The organism is Lentzea sp. NPDC051213 (genome assembly GCF_044455585.1).
Taxonomy (GTDB): Bacteria; Actinomycetota; Actinomycetes; order Mycobacteriales; family Pseudonocardiaceae; genus Lentzea.
In genome coordinates, this window is sequence record NZ_JBITEX010000003.1 from 847,925 (window position 1) to 864,855 (window position 16,931).

Below are 16,931 nucleotides of genomic sequence, written 5' to 3' on the forward strand. Positions count from 1 at the left end.
ACCATACCGCCCACCTATGCACCACTATGACCCCTACTTTGGGTGAGGGAGGTCTCGGGTGTTGATCGCGGGCCCGGACACACGTGTCGTCGAACTGCGGGTGCACGGCGTGCAGGGCACGACGCCGCAAACGCTGGTCGACGCCGTTGCGGCCGTGGACGTTGCCGGTGACGGGATCGGGCGAATCGTCCGTCCTGCCGACAGACTCCGCAGGCCGGCGCCGGGTCCTGTGCTGCAGACCGAGGGGCGGCCGATGCCCCGGGTCGTCGAGGGCTACCTGTGGGGCGGCATGACGTCCGGAGGTGTGGCCAAGGCCACTTGGGCGCTGCTTTTCCCGTTCAGCATCGCGAACGTCGCGCACTGGATGCTGCCTCCCGTTCCGGAGCGGAACCTGCCTGCTCACCTGCTGGGCCTCGGCCTGCGGTCGTTGCTGCGGGTGTTCGCGCTGCTGCTGACGGCACTGCTGGTCGCGCAGGTCTCCGTGGTGAGCCTCGACCTGCTCGCGGCCCAGTGTCTGCGACCGGGTACCACGTGTTTGACCAGCATTCCGGCCGATGTGCGGACCTTTCCCTGGTTCCGCACGTTTCGCGGACTTCTGCCGATGGTGCTGCTCATCGCGGTGATGCGGCGGATCTCGCACGTCGACTGGCGGATCGAGCGCAAAGAGATCGCCGAGGCGGAGGAGGACGAGCAGCGGCCGCCGTCCGGCCTGCCCGGCGCGCACGTCGCCACTGATCCGGACACGCCGGCGCTGCGCTCGCTGCACGTCGTGACCGCGCTCGCCACGGCCGCGCTGATCGCCCTGGGCGGCCCGTTGAAGCAGCTCACGGCGAGCGGGCCGATGGGTGTCGCGATCACCGTGGCGTGGGCCGTCGCGCTGGTCTTCATCGGGCTGTCGTTGCTGGCCGTGCTCCTGCTCGACGACCCGACCGGCGGCACCCCGCACCGCGGCGGGAAGTGGCTGCGCGCGGCGCTCTCGCGGCGGCCGCGGCGGGTGTTCCTGGTGCTGTCGGCGATGCTGGTGCTGACGACGCTGGGACTGCAGGAGCAACTGCCCGCACGGGTGCCCGGCGCGGACGTGACCGTGCAGGTGGTCGCGCTGCTGCTGGCGTTCGTGCTGGTGCTGTTCGGCCTGATGCTGGTGCCCGCCGCGCTGCTGGCCCGCAAGTCCTGGGCCTCACTGCCGCGCGAACTGCGACCGTGGGCCGGTGGCTGGTTCTCCGCGCCCGTGCTGGCGATCGCCGGTCTGCTGGGCGGCGGGTTCGGTGCCGGGATCGCACTGCCGGTGCGCAAGGCGCTGGGCTCGGAGCTGCGGCTACCGGTCGGGTACGACTACATCACCCTGCTGTGGGGCGTTGCCGGAGCGTTGGGACTGCTGAGCATTTTCGCGGTGGGGTCCTTCACGGGCGCGGTGCGGTGGCGGGCGTTCCGCAAGGGCAAGCTGTGGGCGCGCGAGGCCTCCCTGCTGCACTCCGGCCGCATGCGCGACCTGCGCGCCGCGACGCGGGCGTGGTGGTGGGCGCGCTGGGAACGCAACCACGGCCACCACCTGATCCTGATCATCGCCTCGGTGCTGGTGGTCGGCGCCGTCCTGGCCACGTTGCTGCGGGTGAGCAACGTGCCGCTGCCCTCCTGGACGCTGCCGTTCTCGGCCTTCGGCGTGTTCGTGCTCGGTTTACTGGCGGTGTCGCTGCTGCGGGCCGTGTACCTGGCCGCGCGACAGCCCGAGTCCGGGCGGCGGCTGGGGATCATCGCGGACATCGCGCAGTTCTGGCCGCGCGAGGCGCACCCGATCGTGCCGCCCTGCTACGCCCTGAAAGTGGTACCGGAGCTGGTTTCCCGCGTCCAGGACCACCTGCGCGACCCCGGCGTCCGCGTGGTCCTTTGTGGACATTCGCAGGGCTCGCTGCTCGTCGCCGTCGCGGCGGCCCGGTTGCTCGAAGAACTGCCCGCGCACGACCGTGAGCGGATCGGGATGGTGACGGCGGGTTCGCAGCTGCAGTGGGCGTACCCGCGGGCGTTCCCGGCCGTGGTGCCGCACGCTTCGCTGGCCAGGCTGGCCGGCGGGCTCGACGGACGCTGGCGCGCGTTGTGCCGCGGCACCGATCCGCTGGGCGGCGCGGTGACGACGTGGCGGCGGCAGGTGTTCGACGGGATGTTGCTCGGCGTCGGCTACCGCGCGGACGGCTCGGAAGGCGCGCTGGCACCGGCGTTGCGCGGGCCTACCGGGGCTCTTGTCCTGGGTGGCGATCACTGGTTGCCGGATCCGCAGCGGGGGCCGTTCCCGGGACGGCGGTGGCGGTCCGGGGTGTCGGCGCACTCGGACTACACGTCGGATCCGGAGTGGGATCGGGCGGTGGCGATCGCGGCCGGGCTGATGCAGGTGGACACGCCGGAGTCGCCGTCGTTGCCGTTCGCGCGCAGGCCCGAAAGTCGGTCGCGGGACGCGTTGGGCGGCTCCTAGTCTGCGGTCATGCTGACCGGAGACCTCGTCCGACTGCGACCCGTCGAACCGGAGGACGCCGACGCCTTCTACCGCTGGCACAACGACGAGAACGTCATGCGCTGGCTCCAGAGCTACTTCCACGAGTCGCTCGCCGCCATCCGCAAACGCTTCGCCGACCGCAGCGACAACTCCTACGAGAAGGTCACCTTCTGCATCGAGACGCTGGAAGAGCGCATGCTCATCGGCGTTGTCGTGCTGAGGGACGCTGACCCGATCAACGCGCGCGCCGAGGTCGACATCTACATCGGCGAGCAGGAGCAGTGGGGCAGCGGCTACGGCACGGACGCCCTGCGCACGGCCTGCCGGTACGGGTTCGGCACGATGCGGCTGCACTCGATCGAGCTCACCGTCGTGGAGGCGAACAGCCGCGCCATCCGGTCCTACGAGAAGATCGGCTTCCAGGTCGACGGACGGCGGCGGCAGGCCTTCTTCCGCGACGGCGAGTGGCACGACGAGTTGCTGATGTGCGTGCTCGCCGGCGAGCTCACCTGAGCGCCGGCTCCAGGTGGCCGATGGCCTCGCGCAGGTGGTCCTCGATGGACCCGGCCGGGACCACGACCAGTCCGGACGGGCGCACGTCCACCCAGCGCTGCACGGCGAGCCGCGCGGCCGCTGACACCGCGGCGGCCAGGACCGAGGCGCCCAGTTCGGACTTGCCCAGCCGGGCGGCGATCACCGAGGCGATCGGCGGCTCCATCGACGACACCGAGTCCAGGTAGGCCTCGCGCAACGACGGGGTCGAGGTGATCAGAGCCAGCGCGTCGGACGGCGGTTCGCGGTACTGCTCGGCGAAGGCCGCGATGAGCGACTCGACCAGGGGCTCGTCGGACGGCCTGGACTCAAGAGCCGAAGCGACCTGCAACACCCGAGATGCGGTGATGCCCGCAACGATCGCCTGTTCGCGGCTGGCGAAGTAGTTGTTGTAGGTGCGGGGCGAGACGTCCGCCGCTTCGGCGATCTCGTCGACCCGCACGTTGTCGACGCCCTTCTCCAGGGCGAGCCTCAGTGCGGCCGCTGACAGCGCCGCTCGGGTCTCGGTCTTCTTGCGCTCACGCAGTCCCACGCCGATCACTGTAGAGACCTGCCGTGACACGATCGCTACCGATTGACTTTCGATAGATCACTACCGATACTCGATCGCATGATTGCTGAACGCTGGGCGGTGACAGCCCTCCGGGTGTTCCTCGTGGCGCTGTTCGGGATCCTCGTCGTGCTCGAGACGTTGTCGATCCCTGGTTCGTACGCGTACATGGCGCAGCAGAACCCCGCGGAGGCCTACCTGAGGTGGCCCTCGACGATCGTTTCGGTGTTCTGGGTGGTGTGCGTGCAGGTGGTGATCGTCGCCACGTGGAAGCTGCTCACGCTGGTGCGCAAAGATCTGATCTTCACCGACGCCGCGATCAGGTGGGTCAACGTGATGGTCTGGGCGATCGGGGCCGCGTGGGTGGTGCTGGTCGGGGTGTTCGTCTGGGTCGGCTTCAACGCGGACGACCCCGGTGTGCTGGTGTTGTTCTTCCTCTTCACGACGGGGGTCTCCGTGATCGGGCTCGTGCTGGTCGTGATGCGGGCGCTGCTGCAGCGGGCCACGACGTTGCGCGCCGACATGGAAGCGGTGATCTGATGCCGATCGTCGTGCGCATCGACGTCGAGCTCGCCAAGCGCAAGATGAGCGTCGGCGAGTTCGCGGAGAAGGTCGGGCTGACGCCGGCCAACGTCGCGGTGCTGAAGAACGGTCGCGCCAAGGCCGTGCGGTTCAGCACGCTGGAGGCCATGTGCCGGGTGCTGGAATGCCAGCCCGGCGACATCCTGGAGTTCGTCGACGAGGAACCCTAGGCCAGCCTTTTCGCCAGTCGGTCGGCGGCCTCGAGCCGCCCCGACTCGGCGAGCAGGCCCACCGGTGCCAGCACGTAGTCGCGGTCGACGGTGATCTCGGCGGTCCGCAGCACCGGCCGCAGCACCGGGTCGTCGCGCAGCGCGTTGATGATCGGCGTGATGTCCGGCGTGTGCCGGAAGACGCCGCCGGAGAGCACGAGCAGTCCCGCGCCGTGTGGTCCGAGCTGGCCGTCGACCTGCCGCAAGTGCCTGCGCACAGCCAAGATCGCCGCGAACGACGCCAGCTTCACGTCGACCGCCGGGTCGTCGGGGAGCCAGCCGACGTTCTCGGCACGCTTCTGCGCTTCTGCAGCAAGATCCTCGGTCGTCAGGCGTTCGGCCAGCGCCTCGGCCACCACTCCCGGCGCCGACCAGCGCATGCCGAGGTCACCCTCGACCGTGCGGCGGTCCGGCGGCAGCGCGACCGTCCGCTCCAGACCTTCGCTGTCCACTGTGGACACGGCTGAGTAGACGTCCGTGGTCGCGCCACCCACGTCCACGACCAGCACGGCACCCTCGCGGTCCTGTGCGGCGAGCCTGGACACACCGGCCAGCACCGCATCGGGCGTCACGGCGCGCACGAGCTGCCGGAACCGCGGCCCGCGCGAGAGTCCCTTGCCGCCGATCACGTGCTGGAGGAACGCCGCCCTGATCGCCCTGCGCGCGGGTTCGGGGGCGAGCTGGCCGACGTCCGGCAGCACGTTCGGGCACGCCATCACGGTTCGTGCGCTCAGCAGCCGCAACGCTTCCGGCTGCGCCTCGATGTTGCCCGCGAGCACGATCGGCACGGCCACGCGGGCGAGCTTCGCGGCGTTGTGCAGCAGGACGGACTGGTCGCCGCCGTCCGTGCCGCCGACCAGCAGGACCAGGTCCGGTGTGGCCGCCCGCAACGCCTTGACGTCGACCGGGCCCGCGCTGACGTGCACGATCTTGGCGCCCGCCGACAACGCGACCCGGTAGCCGGCCTCGGCGCTCACCACGCGTTCCTGACCGACGACCGCGAGCCGCAGCCCACCACCGGCCGACGAACACGCCAGGATCTCGCCGTCGCCCACCTCGGCGCGCAACGCGTCGATGCCGCGCAGCACCTCGGGCGGCGTGGTCGGGTGCTGCCCGGTCCTGACCAGCTCGCCCTCGGGGGTGATGAGGGCGGCCTTGGTCCAGGTGGAACCGACGTCGAGACACAGGATCACGGGGCAAGCTTGCCACTATGAAGCTCACGCCCAAGGTGATCCTCGAAGGCACGCCGTGGGGCCGCGAGCGTGCTTTTCGCGCCAAACACGACTGCGGGTAGGAAGTTCTGGCTTGGGCGACTTCCTAGTCGTCCGCTTTCTCGTGCACGACCTGCATGAACGAACCGAGCTGCGTGAGCTGGTCCGGCGTGAAGAGGTCGATCAGGTACTCGCGGACCGTCTCGACGTGACCGGGCGCGGTGGTCTGCAGCAGGGCCTTCCCCGCGTCGGTCAGCACGGCGAGGATGCCGCGCTCGTCGGACTCGTGCGGTTCGCGCCGCACGAGTCCCGACTTCTCCAGCTTGCCGATCTGGTAGGTGAGCGAGCTCTTCGATACCACCACGCGGCGGGCGAGCTCGGTCATCCGCATGCGGTTGGCCGGTTGTTCGGACAGGACGACCAGCACGTTGTACTGCGCGTGCGAGAGGCCCGCGTCGCGCTGCAACTGCTGTTCGATCTGCCTCTCGAGGAGGTGGTACGCCTGAACGAAGTGATGCCAGGCGTGCCCCTCCTCCTCTGAGAGCCACCGCGCGTTACCCATGGCACGAAGGTTAGATGCCCGGTTCTTCTCCGTGCTTGATGACCGGCTCCGGTTCCACCCTCGCGTGCCCCGACTTGCCGAGCACCGAATTGCGGCGGCTGTAGGCGAAGTAGACGACGACACCGAGCGCCATCCAGACGATGAACCGGACCCAGGTGAGCGCGGTCAGGTTCAGCATCAGCCACAGGCAGGCGAGGATCGCGAGGATCGGCACCAGCGGCACGAGCGGCACCTTGAACCCGCGCTCCAGGTCCGGCCTCGACTTGCGGAGCACCAGCACACCCGCGGACACGAGGATGAACGCGAACAGCGTGCCGACGTTCACCATCTCTTCCAGCTTGCCGGCCGGGAAGAAGCCCGCCGCGACCGCGACCAGACCACCGATGATGATCGTGATGCGGGTCGGCGTGCCGTGGGTGCCGGTCTTCGCGAGCTTGCGCGGCAGCAGGCCGTCGCGCGACATCGCGAACAGCACGCGGCTCTGGCCGAGCATCAGCACCATCACGACCGTGGTCAGACCGGCGAGCGCGCCGACCGAGATCACCGTTGCCGCCCAGTCGACCCCGTTGTCCGAGAACGCACTGGCGAGCGTCGCGCGCGTGCCGTCCGGCTGCGTCGCGAGCTTCGTGTACGGCACCATGCCGGTGATCACCAGCGTGACGGCGACGTACAGCACCGTGACGATCGCGAGCGAGCCGAGGATGCCGCGCGGCACTGCCTTCTGCGGGTTCTTCGTCTCCTCGGCCGTGGTCGCCACGACGTCGAAGCCGATGAACGCGAAGAACACGATGCTCGCCGCGGCCAGCATGCCGAGCACGCCGTACGTGCTGCCCGAGTAGCCGGTGATCAGCGAGAACAGCGACTGCTCGATGCCCGTGTGCGCGGCAGGGCCACCTTCGGCGGCCGGCGGGATGAACGGCGTGTAGTTCTCGGCCTTGATGTAGCTGATGCCGAGCACGATCACGAGCAGCACCACCGCGACCTTGATGGCCGTGATCACCGCGCTGACCCGCGAGCTGAGCTTCGTGCCGATGACCAGCAGCACCGTGATCACCGCGACGAGGAGCACGGCGCCCCAGTCGAACTTGAAGCCGTCGCCCACCTCGGTCTTCACGTCGAGACCCATGAGCCCCAGCGTCGTCTGCAGGTAGGCCGACCAGCCCTTGGCCACCGCGGCCGAGCCGACCGCGAACTCCAGCACCAGGTCCCAGCCGATGATCCACGCCGCGAACTCGCCGAACGTCGCGTAGGAGAACGTGTACGCGCTACCCGCGACCGGCACCGTCGAGGCGAACTCGGCGTAGCACAGCGCGGCCAGCGCACACGCGATCGCCGCCAGCACGAACGACAGCGACACCGACGGCCCCGCGAGGTTGCCGGCGGTGCTCGCGGTGAGTGTGAAGATGCCGGCACCGATGACCACCGCGACGCCGAAGACTGTCAGGTCCCAGGCGGTCAGATCCTTGCGGAGCTTGGTGTCCGGCTCGTCCGTGTCCGCGATCGACTGCTCGATCGACTTGGTGCGCCACAACCCGTTGCCCGGCACGGTGCATACCTCCTTGATGGAACCGATCGGCCCACCCTAGAGGTACCCGGCATGCGAAATCCCTACAGCTCACCCAGTCAGACGTTGGTGACCGTGGACCGGTCCAGGTCCGGCTCCAGGTAGATCAGCCGCGCGTGCGGAACCTTGTTCCGGACGCGCTGCTCGGCGTCGTTTATCGCCTGGGCGACCTCGTCCAGCTGCAGCCCGGGGTGCAGCGCGATCTTGGCCGCGACGAGGATCTCCTCTGGCCCGATGTACTGCGTCTTGATGTGGATGACGCGCTGCACCTTGCCAGCCGCCAACTCGTCGATGATCACTTCGAGGTCGGCGTCGGACGCGCCCTCACCGATCAGCAGCGACTTCATCTCGATGATCAGGATGACCGCGATGATGCCCAGCAGGACACCGATGGCGATCGTGCCGAGGGCGTCGAAGGCCGGGTTGCCGGTGACCACGGTGAGCCCGACACCGAGCAGCGCGAGCACCAGACCGACGAGCGCGCCGAGGTCCTCCAGCAGCACGACCGGCAGCTCCGGCGTGCGGGAGTTGCGGATGAAGCCCCACCAGCTGGCGTCGCCCTTGATCTTCTTCGACTCGTTGATCGCGGTGACGAAGCTGTAGGTCTCCAGGCCGATGGCGACCACGAGGATGCCCACCGCGACGAGCGGGCTGGTCAGGGCCTCCGGCGCCTGCAGCTTGTGGATGCCCTCGTACAGCGCGAACACCGAGCCGAGGCTGAAGAGCATCAGCGCCACCACGAACGACCAGAAGTACCGGTCGCGGCCGTAGCCGAACGGGTGCAGCTTGGTCGCCTTGCGCTGGGCCGTCTTCTGGCCGAGCAGCAGCAGTCCCTGGTTCGACGTGTCGGCGACCGAGTGCACCGACTCCGCCAGCATCGACGACGACCCGGTGATCAAGAATCCGACGAACTTGGCCACCGCGATACCGGCATTCGCCACCAATGCCGCGACGATGGCCTTGGTTCCGCCCCCTGCTGACACGCCTGTCTCCTCGCTGAACCGTCCGGTTTGTCCGGTCGTGAACCTTAGTCCGTTCCCGCGGTCGCGCGGAAAAGCTGGGCGGATTCAACACCATCCGGTCGCACGAGCACCGCCGGGTCCGACGCGGGCAGCCACACGGACTCGCCGCGCACGAGCCGGAGTTCGTCGCCGCGCGCGTTCGTCAGCACCGCGGCACCCGACGTGCAGATCATGATCTGCGGGCCGTCGTGGTTGATCCGCGTCTCGTTCACCAGGTCCAGCCGGGACAGCTCGAACTCCGGCGCGGGAGTGCGGTACACCCGCACGCCCGGCGAGATCTCGTCGCCCAGCAGCACCGGCATGTCACCGCAGGCGAAGTCGAGCACCCGCAACAGTTCCGGCACGTCGACGTGCTTCGGGGTGAGGCCGCAGCGCAGGACGTTGTCCGAGTTCGCCAGGATTTCGATGCCCGTACCCCGCAGGTACGCGTGCAGGTTGCCGGCGGGCAGGTGGATCGCCTCGCCCGGCTGCAGCACGATCCGGTTGAGCAGCAACGCGGCCAGCACGCCGGCGTCACCGGGGTAGGACTCGCCGAGCTCCAGGATCGTGCGGCATTCGACGTCGAACTCGCCGTGCTCCTTCACGTGCAGCACGCACGCGTCGAGCACCTGCGGCAGCAGCGTGCTCAACGACGTCTGCGGCAGCGTGATCAGCATCGTGAACAGCGCTCGCAGGCCCGACGAGTCCGGCTGCGCCACCAGCATCTCGGTGTACGGCGACAACGCGGGCGCGTCCAAGGTGCGCAGCAGCGCGACCGTGCGGTCCGGCGCCCGGAAGCCGGCGAGGGCGTGGAACTCGGTCAACGCGCAGATCAGTTCCGGCTTGGCGGCCGGGTCCTTGTAGTTGCGCACCGCGGCGTCGCGCGGCACGCCGGCGGCCTCCTCGGCCGCGAAGCCCTCGGCGGCCTGCGCCGCGGACGGGTGTGCCTGCAGGCTCAGCGCCTCCTCGGCGGCGAGCACCTTGAGCAGGAACGGGAGCCTGCTGCCCCACCGCTCGGCGACACGGGCGCCGAGCTGGCCGTCCGGGTCCTCGGTCAGCAGGTCGAGCAACGAGCGCTCGACGCCGTCCGCGCCGAGCACGCGGGACGGGTCGCCGGGGTGGGCGCCCATCCACAGCTCAGCCTCGGGATGGGGTGCGGGCACCTCCTTCCCGAGCAGCTCGGCGATGGCCGTGCGCGAGCCCCACGCGTACGGCCTTACCGCGTTGTGCAGCAGGTCCACTTCTAAGTCAGCTCCCAAATCAGTACGGGTTGCCGCCGAGCGTTCCGGCGGCGAGCCCGAGGTACAGCGCGGCCAGTTCGAAGCGCAGCGCGAGCAGCGCGGCGCAGACCGCGTCGCCTCCCGCCACCTCGACGGCCGGCTCGAGCACATCGGCTCCCGGCAGGGCGTCCTCGGCGGCGTGCCGCACAGCATCGGCCACCGGGCCCTGGCGCACGGCCAGCAACAACACCCGCACGAGACTCGGAGACCCCAGGTCGTCGTCCGGGTCGGCGAACAGGTCTGCACCAGAAGTCCCCTGCACCGCGCGGCGGTGCAGCACCGGGCGGGTCAGCGCTTGTGAATACCCGGAGACGTCGCTCGCCACACCGGCGAACGCCGCCAGCACGCCCGCGCCGTGCACACCGACCGCCGCGGCGACCTCGTCGAGGCCCCACAGCAGCGGCGTGCGGTCGGCGACGCGCAGCGCGAGCGACTTCGCCGGGTTCACGAACGACTCGTGCATCGGGTGATCGCGCTCGGCCTCGCGGTCGAGCTCGTCGGCGATCAGGTCGACGTCGATCTTGAGCAGGCCCAGCGAGTTCAGCACCACGATCCACGCGGCGAGCGCGCGGTGGAAGCTGAAGCCGGGCGGCACCTCCACCCGTGGTGCGAGCAGCACGGCCTGACCCGCCGCCGCGGCGGCGACCGGACCGGAGTCCGGGGCGGTCAGCAGCGTGCGCGCGCCACGCCGGGAAGCGCGGTAGATCGACTCGGCGAGCACCCGGTCGCTCGGGTCCTCGGTGTGGGCGAGCACCACGTCGAGCGCGCCGACCCACGGCGGCACCTCGTCGGACACCACGACCGGCACCGAGCAGCCGGGGCCGAGCAACGCCATGACGACGCCCGCGACCGCGACCGAGTGGCCGGGTCTGGTGATCAGCACGACCGCGCGCGGGCGTTCGGAGAAGATCCGCTCGACACCGGCTTCGGCCGTGGCCTCCACGGTGGAGCGGACCTGCGCTCCCGCCCGTGCGGCAGCGCGCAGCCAGCCACCGGTGTCCGCATCGGCCAGCCGGCTCGGGTCGTCGAGCAGCGTGTCGTCGAGCACCAGGTCACCCAGCCGAGGGCGGCTCGACCGCCTCGTCCAGCAGCAGGACCGGGATGCCGTCGCGCACCGGGAACGAACGACCACACGCGGTGCACGTGAGGAAGTCCGCTTCCGGGTCGCTCGGCGTCCCGACCTGCAAGGGCGCGTGCTCTGGGCACGGGCAGGCGAGAATCTCCAGCAACTGCTCTTCGAGCTTGACGGCCACGGTGTTCTCTCCTCAGGCCCGCACGATCGCGAGGACGGCGTCGCTGAGTGCGGCGACGGCCTCGGGGGTGGCGGCTTCGACGTTCAGGCGCAGCAGCGGCTCGGTGTTCGAGGCGCGGAGGTTGAACCACGACCCGTCCGGCAGCTGCACGGTGAGACCGTCCAGCTCGTCGATCGTGACGCCGTCCTTGGTGCCGTAGGCGTCCTTGATGGCGGCGATCCGGCCCGCCTGGTCCGTCACGGTGGAGTTGATCTCACCGGAGGCGGCGTAGCGGTTGTAGACCTCGGTCAGCGTCGACAGCGGACCGGCCTGCTCACCCAGCGCGGCCAGCACGTGCAGCGCGGCCAGCATGCCGGTGTCGGCGCGCCAGAAGTCGCGGAAGTAGTAGTGCGCGGAATGCTCGCCACCGAAGATGGCGCCGGTCTTGGCCATCTCCTCCTTGATGAACGAGTGGCCGACGCGGGTGCGCACGGGCTTGCCGCCGTGTTCCTGAACGATCTCCGGCACGGCGTGCGAGGTGATCAGGTTGTGGATGATCGTGCCGCCGGGGTCCTTGGCCAGCTCGCGCACGGCGACCAGCGCGGTGATCGCGGACGGGCTGACCGGGTCGCCGTTCTGGTCGACGACGAAGCAGCGGTCGGCGTCGCCGTCGAACGCGACACCGGCGTCGGCACCCTCGGCCTTGGTGCGGGCCTGGAGGTCGACGATGTTCTTGGGGTCGAGCGGGTTCGCCTCGTGGTTCGGGAAGCTGCCGTCCAGCTCGAAGTACATGGGGATGACCTCGATCGGCAGGCCCGCGAAGACCTCGGGCACCGTGTAGCCGCCCATGCCGTTGCCCGCGTCGACGACGATCTTGAGCGGGCGGATGCCCTTCAGGTCGACGAGGTTGTTGAGGTACGCCGCGTAGTCCGCGAGCATGTTGCGCTCTTCGTAGCTGCCCTCGGTGACGCCCTCGGCGTCCGGGACCTGGTTCTCGGCGTCCTGCCGGATCTGCGCGAGACCGGAGTCCTGGCCGACCGGCGAGGCGCCCGCGCGGCAGAGCTTGATGCCGTTGTACTGCGCGGGGTTGTGGCTCGCGGTGAACATCGCGCCGGGCAGGTCGAGCTTGCCGGAGGCGAAGTAGAGCATGTCGGTGCTGGCGAGGCCGATGCTGATCACATCGACGCCCTGCGCCCGCGCGCCGTCGGCGAAGGCCTTGCTCAGCCCCGGCGACGAGTCGCGCATGTCGTGCCCGATCACGATCGCGGGTCCACCGACCAAGCGCGCGAAGGCTGCGCCGAAGTCGCGGACCACGCCGGCGTCCAGCTGTTCGCCGACCACCCCGCGGATGTCGTACGCCTTGACGATGCCGGACAGGTCACGCACGCCGCACACTCCCGAAACTCGCTCTTGACGGCCACTGCTCAGGCAGCCTACCGGCGAGCTGATTAGTGATGCGTGTGGTCGTTCAGTCCTCGTGCGGATCTGGCAATACCCGCAGGTGGCCACGCCGTTGCGTGCCCAACGGCACATCAGGCAGCGACGGGGCCACATCAGCCCGCCCTGCCTCACGCACGGCTTCAGCCAAAGCCGTCAGGTCGTCCACAGTGGGCTCGGGCGCCGCGAACTCACCCTGATGCCTCACGACCTCCCAGCCGCGCGGCGCCGTGAGCCGCAAGGCGTGCTCCTCGCACAGGTCGTAGCTGTGCGGTTCGGAGTACGTGGCGAGCGGTCCGACAACTGCGGTGGAGTCCGCGTAGGCGTAGGTGAGCGTGGCGACAGCCGGGTTAGCACACCCGGTTCGCGAGCACCGTCTCACGCTCCGCACGATCGGGGACGATAGCGCGTCCACGTGAGGCTGTGTGTGAGGCACGCTGTGTTTAGTCGTCCGCGGAAGCAACTAGGCTGCTCGGTTGTGGTGATGGCACGGGGTTCACGGCGGCAGGATTCGCCGCGTCGGCGCAACCGCGACCGGCACGGACGCGGTCTGCGCGGTCCGCTCTACCCGGCCACCCTGCCTGCGGCGCGGTCCAGGGCCGAGCGGTTCGACGCGCTGGTCATCGAGGCTTTGGAGCCGATCGAGGCACGGTGGCGGACTGAGCTCACCCAGCTCGATGTAGCCGTCGACGACGTGCCGGACGTGCAGGTCGAGGGTGAGGACGGGGTGGTCGAGGACGGCAACGTCCCGCTGGCCCGGTTGCTGCCTCCTACCGGGTCTGATGCTCGCGCTCGGATCGTGCTGTACCGGCGGCCGTTGGAGGCTCGGGCCAAGGACGGTGCCGATCTTTCGGATCTGGTGCATGACGTTCTGGTGGAGCAGGTTGCCAACTATCTCGGGCTTGATCCGGACGTGGTCGACGAGGGCTGAGGCCCCTGCTGCTGGCTCCCTGCGGTGGTGCACGCGGGGAGCTTTCGTGCGCTCTGACGGCACGAAAGGGCCCGCGTGCCATGAGAGCAAGGGCACGAAAGCTCCCCGCGTGCCGTTGGAGTGCGCGAAAGGGCCCCGCGTGCCGTCTGGGAGCAGGGGTTATGGACGGCGGCGTGTGGGGATAGCCGTCAGAAACGTGAACAACGCCGCCGCAGCCTGCGCCAGCAGCAGGAAGTCCCGCAGCGTCGTAGACATCTCCACCCGCACCTCGGCACCGGACGAAGGCAACGGCAACCCGACCAGGTGACCCCAGGCGCGCACCACCGGCACCTGCTGCCCGTCCACGAACACCCGCCACCCCGGCTCGTCCTCGGCAGCCAGCACCAGCACCCGCCCCTCGCCACCGGACGACACCCGCACGGCCACGTCGGGCAGGGACACGTTCACCGGCGCCACCCCGGCCGCGGCCAGCTCGGTCGGCGGCTCACCACCCGTACGCGCGCGCCGAGCAAGGTCCGGGCCCAGCAGCACCCCGGTGTCCGCGGCCAGGCGCACGCGCAGCACCGGACGGCCGTCGGTGGCGCCGGGCGCGACCGACACCAGCTCCCCCGCGGCGCCTCGCACCCGTGCGGCGGCCTCCTGCGTAGGCAGCACCACGAAAGAGACCCCGGACGACGCCGCCTGGGCCAGTGCGACCTTCACGTTCTGTTCGGCGCCTTCTAGCAGTGCGGTGTTCCACCGGCGCAGGCGCGCGGGCGAGGAGACCGTGGGCACCAGGTCGTCGTCGCCGAACTGCGGCATGCGGCCGGCGACCTGACGCGGGGTGGAACCGAGGAGCAGCACCGATCGCCCGGTTCGCTCCAGTTCGGCGGTCAGCGAGGGGCTCAGCCGTGGGCCGCCGTCCGCTCGCAACGGGCCCGAGCGCAGGTCCAGCAGGCCTGCCACGCCGAGGCTGACCAAGGTCACCACGCCGACGACGTAGACGGCGCGGCGGACTCGCACCTGGCCGGCGACACCCGGCGCCACGCCGCGTTGGCAGCCGGCCAGCACCACACACACGAGGCCCCACGCGAGGATCACCAGCGGTGTGCCCGGCCAGGCTCGTACGGCGGCTACTCCGGCCAGTGAGCCGATGGCCAGGACGATCACGAACAGGCCGGGGAGCATCGCGGCGTTCGGGCGCAGGACGGCGGCGGCGAAGGCGGCGGCCACGAAGACCGAGCACACGATCAGGTTCGGCGGGGGTGAGTCGAAGGCCGCGCCCAGTCCGTTGAGGACCATCTCGGGGTGTTGCAGCAGCACGGCGGGCCACGGGAGCAACAGCGCCATGGGCAGCAGCACGATCACGAACAGAGCGGCGATCCGGCGGGCGCCGCCGGACACCGCGATGAAGCCGCCTAGGGCGCCGACGATCGTGACGACGTGGGTCAGCGGCGAGAAGGCGCCTAGCACCGCGACGCCGATGGCGGTGCCGGAGGCCATCGGCAGCCAGGCGTGGGTCGAAGAGGCGCGCAGCACCGCGTAGACGCCGGCGAACACCACGGGCGTCACGACGTGGACGACGACGACGTCCAACCGGCCCTCGGCCACCGCCGTCGTGGCCACGGGCAGCAACCCGTAGAACGCCGCCACCACCGCGCGCACAGAACGTCGTACGCGCATGCCCCGTGACGCGATGTACGCGGACAACGCGGCGAGCGGGATGTCGCCGAGCAGCAGCATGGCCACCGCGAAGGACGGGCCGCCGGGGATCAGGCCGAGCACGGCCAGGGCCGCGGGAGCGGGGGCCGCGGTGCCGCCGAAGACCGGGTGCCACGAGGCCAGGTAGGTCGACCACACCGAACCGGCCGAGCCGACCGGCAGCAGCCGGCCGCCGGCCAGATCCAGGCCGAGGCGGGACCAGTTGGCGGCGAGCGCGACCGCCGACAACCCCAGCAGCAGGAGCACGGGCGGCGCCAGTACCAGGGACCGCAGCACGCGCGACTGGTCGACCTCGACGAAGACCATGTCGGCGCGCGGGCCCGGCGACGGGCGCGGGCGTGGCGTCGGCCGGAGGGCGCCGGGGTGCGCGGCGGCGACCGGGACGACGACCGGTGGGCGGCGCAGGCCCGCGACGCGTGGTCGTCCGCGGGAGGCGCCCGCCGGGAGCGCGGCCGGACCGACCGGGCGGGAGTCCACTTCGGACGGTTCCAGCCAGGTCGACCTGGCATCGGTTGCGGGCAAACGACCCAGGGCGGCGTCGGCCTCGACGCGGCGGCGGATCAGGAACGCGGCTCCGGCGCGGATCGCGTTGCGAAACCTGGTGAGTCTGCTGGTGAAGAGCCCGCGCACGACGGCGGATCCGCGGCGGACGCGGCGGCCCTCGAGCAAACGGCCTCGCGTCAGCAGGTAGCGGGCGGCGCCCACTTCGGCGTGTGCGTCGGCGAAACGCCGGAGGAACAGGAACCCCAGCGCCCGCAGCAGCGAGAGAAAAAGCAGGCGTGGAAGTCCGATGAAGAACGAGAAACCTGAACAATTGACCAAGAATGTACGCATGCCGTGCGCGCGGTCGACGCCACGAAATGACGGCCCCGGACGAGCCATGGCCGCATCCAAACGGCGTGCACCTTTAGTTGCGGCGCGCGCGTGACGCATGCGGGCAACAGGAACGCACAGGACCAAATGACCGGCGCGGTTCGCGCGCCAGCCGAAGTCGACGTCGTCGCGCAGCAGCGGCATCGCCTCGTCGTAACCGCCGAGCGCGTGCCAGACCTCACGCCTGATCAACGATCCCGCCGAGGACACAGCGAGCACCTCGGTGCTCTGCTGGAACGACGCGCTGTGTTCGGACGATGACAGACCGGTTTGCCGGTGGCCGGACGCATCGGTCGACAGACCTGCCTCGACGACCAGCCGAGAATCCACCCAATCGAGGCACAGCGGGCCGAGCACCGCCGCCGAGGGTGAGACCTCGACAGCGGTCAGCAAGGCGGCCAGGCAGTCAGGTTCCGGCGCGCTGTCGTCGTGCAGCAACCACAGCCACTTGCCGGGGTCGCCCCATCGCTCGACAGCGTGCTCGACAGCGATGCGCACAGCGGTGCCGAAGCCCGTGCCACGAGGCGCGGTCAGCACTCCGTCCAGCAGATCTTCCGCCTCAGCCAGCACCTTCGCCGTGCGATCCGTGGATCCGGTGTCGACCGCGATCACGTGCCTCGGGCGAATTCGCTGACGCCGCAACGCGGACAGCGCCGTGCTGAGCCACTGGTCGCCGTCGTGGCAGACCAGGACGCACAGCACCGGCGCGGTCCGGAGCCTCGGGTGAGGACTTGTCACGTCCTCAAGTTAAGGCAAAAAGA

16 protein-coding genes are annotated in these 16,931 nt (G+C 70.1%); 5 read left to right on the plus strand and 11 right to left on the minus strand.

The window, feature by feature from the left end; translation table 11 throughout:
- Window positions 1-58: 58 nt before the first annotated feature.
- Window positions 59-2,464 (plus strand): hypothetical protein, encoded by a 2,406-nt coding sequence (locus ACIA8G_RS16995; RefSeq protein WP_396419416.1) that lies wholly within the window; start codon window positions 59-61, stop codon window positions 2,462-2,464.
- 9 nt (window positions 2,465-2,473) lie between these two features.
- Window positions 2,474-2,998, plus strand: coding sequence for a GNAT family N-acetyltransferase (locus tag ACIA8G_RS17000; RefSeq protein WP_396419417.1), 525 nt, complete (start codon window positions 2,474-2,476; stop codon window positions 2,996-2,998).
- On the opposite strand, the gene ACIA8G_RS17005 is transcribed toward ACIA8G_RS17000, so the two are convergent.
- Entirely contained in the window at window positions 2,991-3,569 is a 579-nt protein-coding gene (locus tag ACIA8G_RS17005; RefSeq protein WP_396419418.1) for a TetR/AcrR family transcriptional regulator, read from the minus strand. The two genes, ACIA8G_RS17000 and ACIA8G_RS17005, sit on opposite strands and share 8 nt — an antisense overlap.
- 78 nt (window positions 3,570-3,647) lie before the next feature.
- On the opposite strand from ACIA8G_RS17005, the gene ACIA8G_RS17010 reads away from it, so the two are divergent.
- Window positions 3,648-4,127 (plus strand): DUF2975 domain-containing protein, encoded by a 480-nt coding sequence (locus ACIA8G_RS17010; RefSeq protein WP_396419419.1) that lies wholly within the window; start codon window positions 3,648-3,650, stop codon window positions 4,125-4,127.
- Complete coding sequence (locus ACIA8G_RS17015) at window positions 4,127-4,339, plus strand: helix-turn-helix domain-containing protein (protein WP_396419420.1); 213 nt, start codon at window positions 4,127-4,129, stop codon at window positions 4,337-4,339. Before ACIA8G_RS17010 ends, ACIA8G_RS17015 begins: the two co-directional genes overlap by 1 nt.
- On the opposite strand, the gene ACIA8G_RS17020 is transcribed toward ACIA8G_RS17015, so the two are convergent.
- From ACIA8G_RS17020 to ACIA8G_RS17060, 9 genes are all read right to left on the minus strand, one after another.
- The gene (locus ACIA8G_RS17020; RefSeq protein WP_396419421.1) at window positions 4,336-5,571 is read right to left on the minus strand and encodes a glutamate mutase L; all 1,236 of its coding nucleotides are present in this window, start codon (window positions 5,569-5,571) and stop codon (window positions 4,336-4,338) included. The two genes, ACIA8G_RS17015 and ACIA8G_RS17020, sit on opposite strands and share 4 nt — an antisense overlap.
- Before the next feature lie 124 nt (window positions 5,572-5,695).
- Window positions 5,696-6,151 (minus strand): MarR family winged helix-turn-helix transcriptional regulator, encoded by a 456-nt coding sequence (locus ACIA8G_RS17025; RefSeq protein ID WP_396419422.1) that lies wholly within the window; start codon window positions 6,149-6,151, stop codon window positions 5,696-5,698.
- A 10-nt stretch (window positions 6,152-6,161) separates the two neighbouring features.
- The gene (locus ACIA8G_RS17030; RefSeq protein ID WP_396419423.1) at window positions 6,162-7,697 is read right to left on the minus strand and encodes an amino acid permease; all 1,536 of its coding nucleotides are present in this window, start codon (window positions 7,695-7,697) and stop codon (window positions 6,162-6,164) included.
- A gap of 77 nt (window positions 7,698-7,774) precedes the next feature.
- On the minus strand, window positions 7,775-8,698 hold the full coding sequence (locus tag ACIA8G_RS17035; protein WP_396419424.1) for a cation diffusion facilitator family transporter: 924 nt from the start codon (window positions 8,696-8,698) through the stop codon (window positions 7,775-7,777).
- 44 nt (window positions 8,699-8,742) lie between these two features.
- Window positions 8,743-9,957 (minus strand): mannose-6-phosphate isomerase, class I, encoded by a 1,215-nt coding sequence (gene manA / locus ACIA8G_RS17040; RefSeq protein ID WP_396419425.1) that lies wholly within the window; start codon window positions 9,955-9,957, stop codon window positions 8,743-8,745.
- Between the two features lie 19 nt (window positions 9,958-9,976).
- Window positions 9,977-11,044 carry a hypothetical protein gene (locus tag ACIA8G_RS17045; RefSeq protein WP_396419426.1) on the minus strand — a complete coding sequence of 356 codons (1,068 nt, stop codon included), beginning with the start codon at window positions 11,042-11,044 and terminating at the stop codon, window positions 9,977-9,979.
- 4 nt (window positions 11,045-11,048) lie between these two features.
- Window positions 11,049-11,249, minus strand: a complete 201-nt coding sequence (locus tag ACIA8G_RS17050; RefSeq protein ID WP_189154297.1) for a Trm112 family protein — start codon at window positions 11,247-11,249, stop codon at window positions 11,049-11,051.
- A gap of 12 nt (window positions 11,250-11,261) precedes the next feature.
- Window positions 11,262-12,614 carry a phosphomannomutase/phosphoglucomutase gene (locus ACIA8G_RS17055; RefSeq protein ID WP_396419427.1) on the minus strand — a complete coding sequence of 451 codons (1,353 nt, stop codon included), beginning with the start codon at window positions 12,612-12,614 and terminating at the stop codon, window positions 11,262-11,264.
- An 82-nt stretch (window positions 12,615-12,696) separates the two neighbouring features.
- Entirely contained in the window at window positions 12,697-13,056 is a 360-nt protein-coding gene (locus ACIA8G_RS17060) for a DUF3499 domain-containing protein (protein ID WP_396419428.1), read from the minus strand.
- A gap of 93 nt (window positions 13,057-13,149) precedes the next feature.
- On the opposite strand from ACIA8G_RS17060, the gene ACIA8G_RS17065 reads away from it, so the two are divergent.
- Complete coding sequence (locus ACIA8G_RS17065; protein ID WP_396419429.1) at window positions 13,150-13,596, plus strand: metallopeptidase family protein; 447 nt, start codon at window positions 13,150-13,152, stop codon at window positions 13,594-13,596.
- A gap of 159 nt (window positions 13,597-13,755) precedes the next feature.
- On the opposite strand, the gene ACIA8G_RS17070 is transcribed toward ACIA8G_RS17065, so the two are convergent.
- The gene (locus ACIA8G_RS17070) at window positions 13,756-16,908 is read right to left on the minus strand and encodes a glycosyltransferase (RefSeq protein ID WP_396419430.1); all 3,153 of its coding nucleotides are present in this window, start codon (window positions 16,906-16,908) and stop codon (window positions 13,756-13,758) included.
- Window positions 16,909-16,931: the final 23 nt, after the last annotated feature.

What these genes read in the sequence shown, in the direction of transcription:
- ACIA8G_RS17000 (WP_396419417.1), top strand. Translation starts at nt 2,474, where the DNA reads ATGCTGACCGGAGACCTCGTCCGACTGCGACCCGTCGAACCGGAGGAC.
- ACIA8G_RS17010 (WP_396419419.1), top strand. Translation starts at nt 3,648, where the DNA reads ATGATTGCTGAACGCTGGGCGGTGACAGCCCTCCGGGTGTTCCTCGTG.
- ACIA8G_RS17015 (WP_396419420.1), top strand. Translation starts at nt 4,127, where the DNA reads ATGCCGATCGTCGTGCGCATCGACGTCGAGCTCGCCAAGCGCAAGATG.
- ACIA8G_RS17025 (WP_396419422.1), bottom strand. Translation starts at nt 6,151, where the DNA reads ATGGGTAACGCGCGGTGGCTCTCAGAGGAGGAGGGGCACGCCTGGCAT.
- ACIA8G_RS17065 (WP_396419429.1), top strand. Translation starts at nt 13,150, where the DNA reads ATGGCACGGGGTTCACGGCGGCAGGATTCGCCGCGTCGGCGCAACCGC.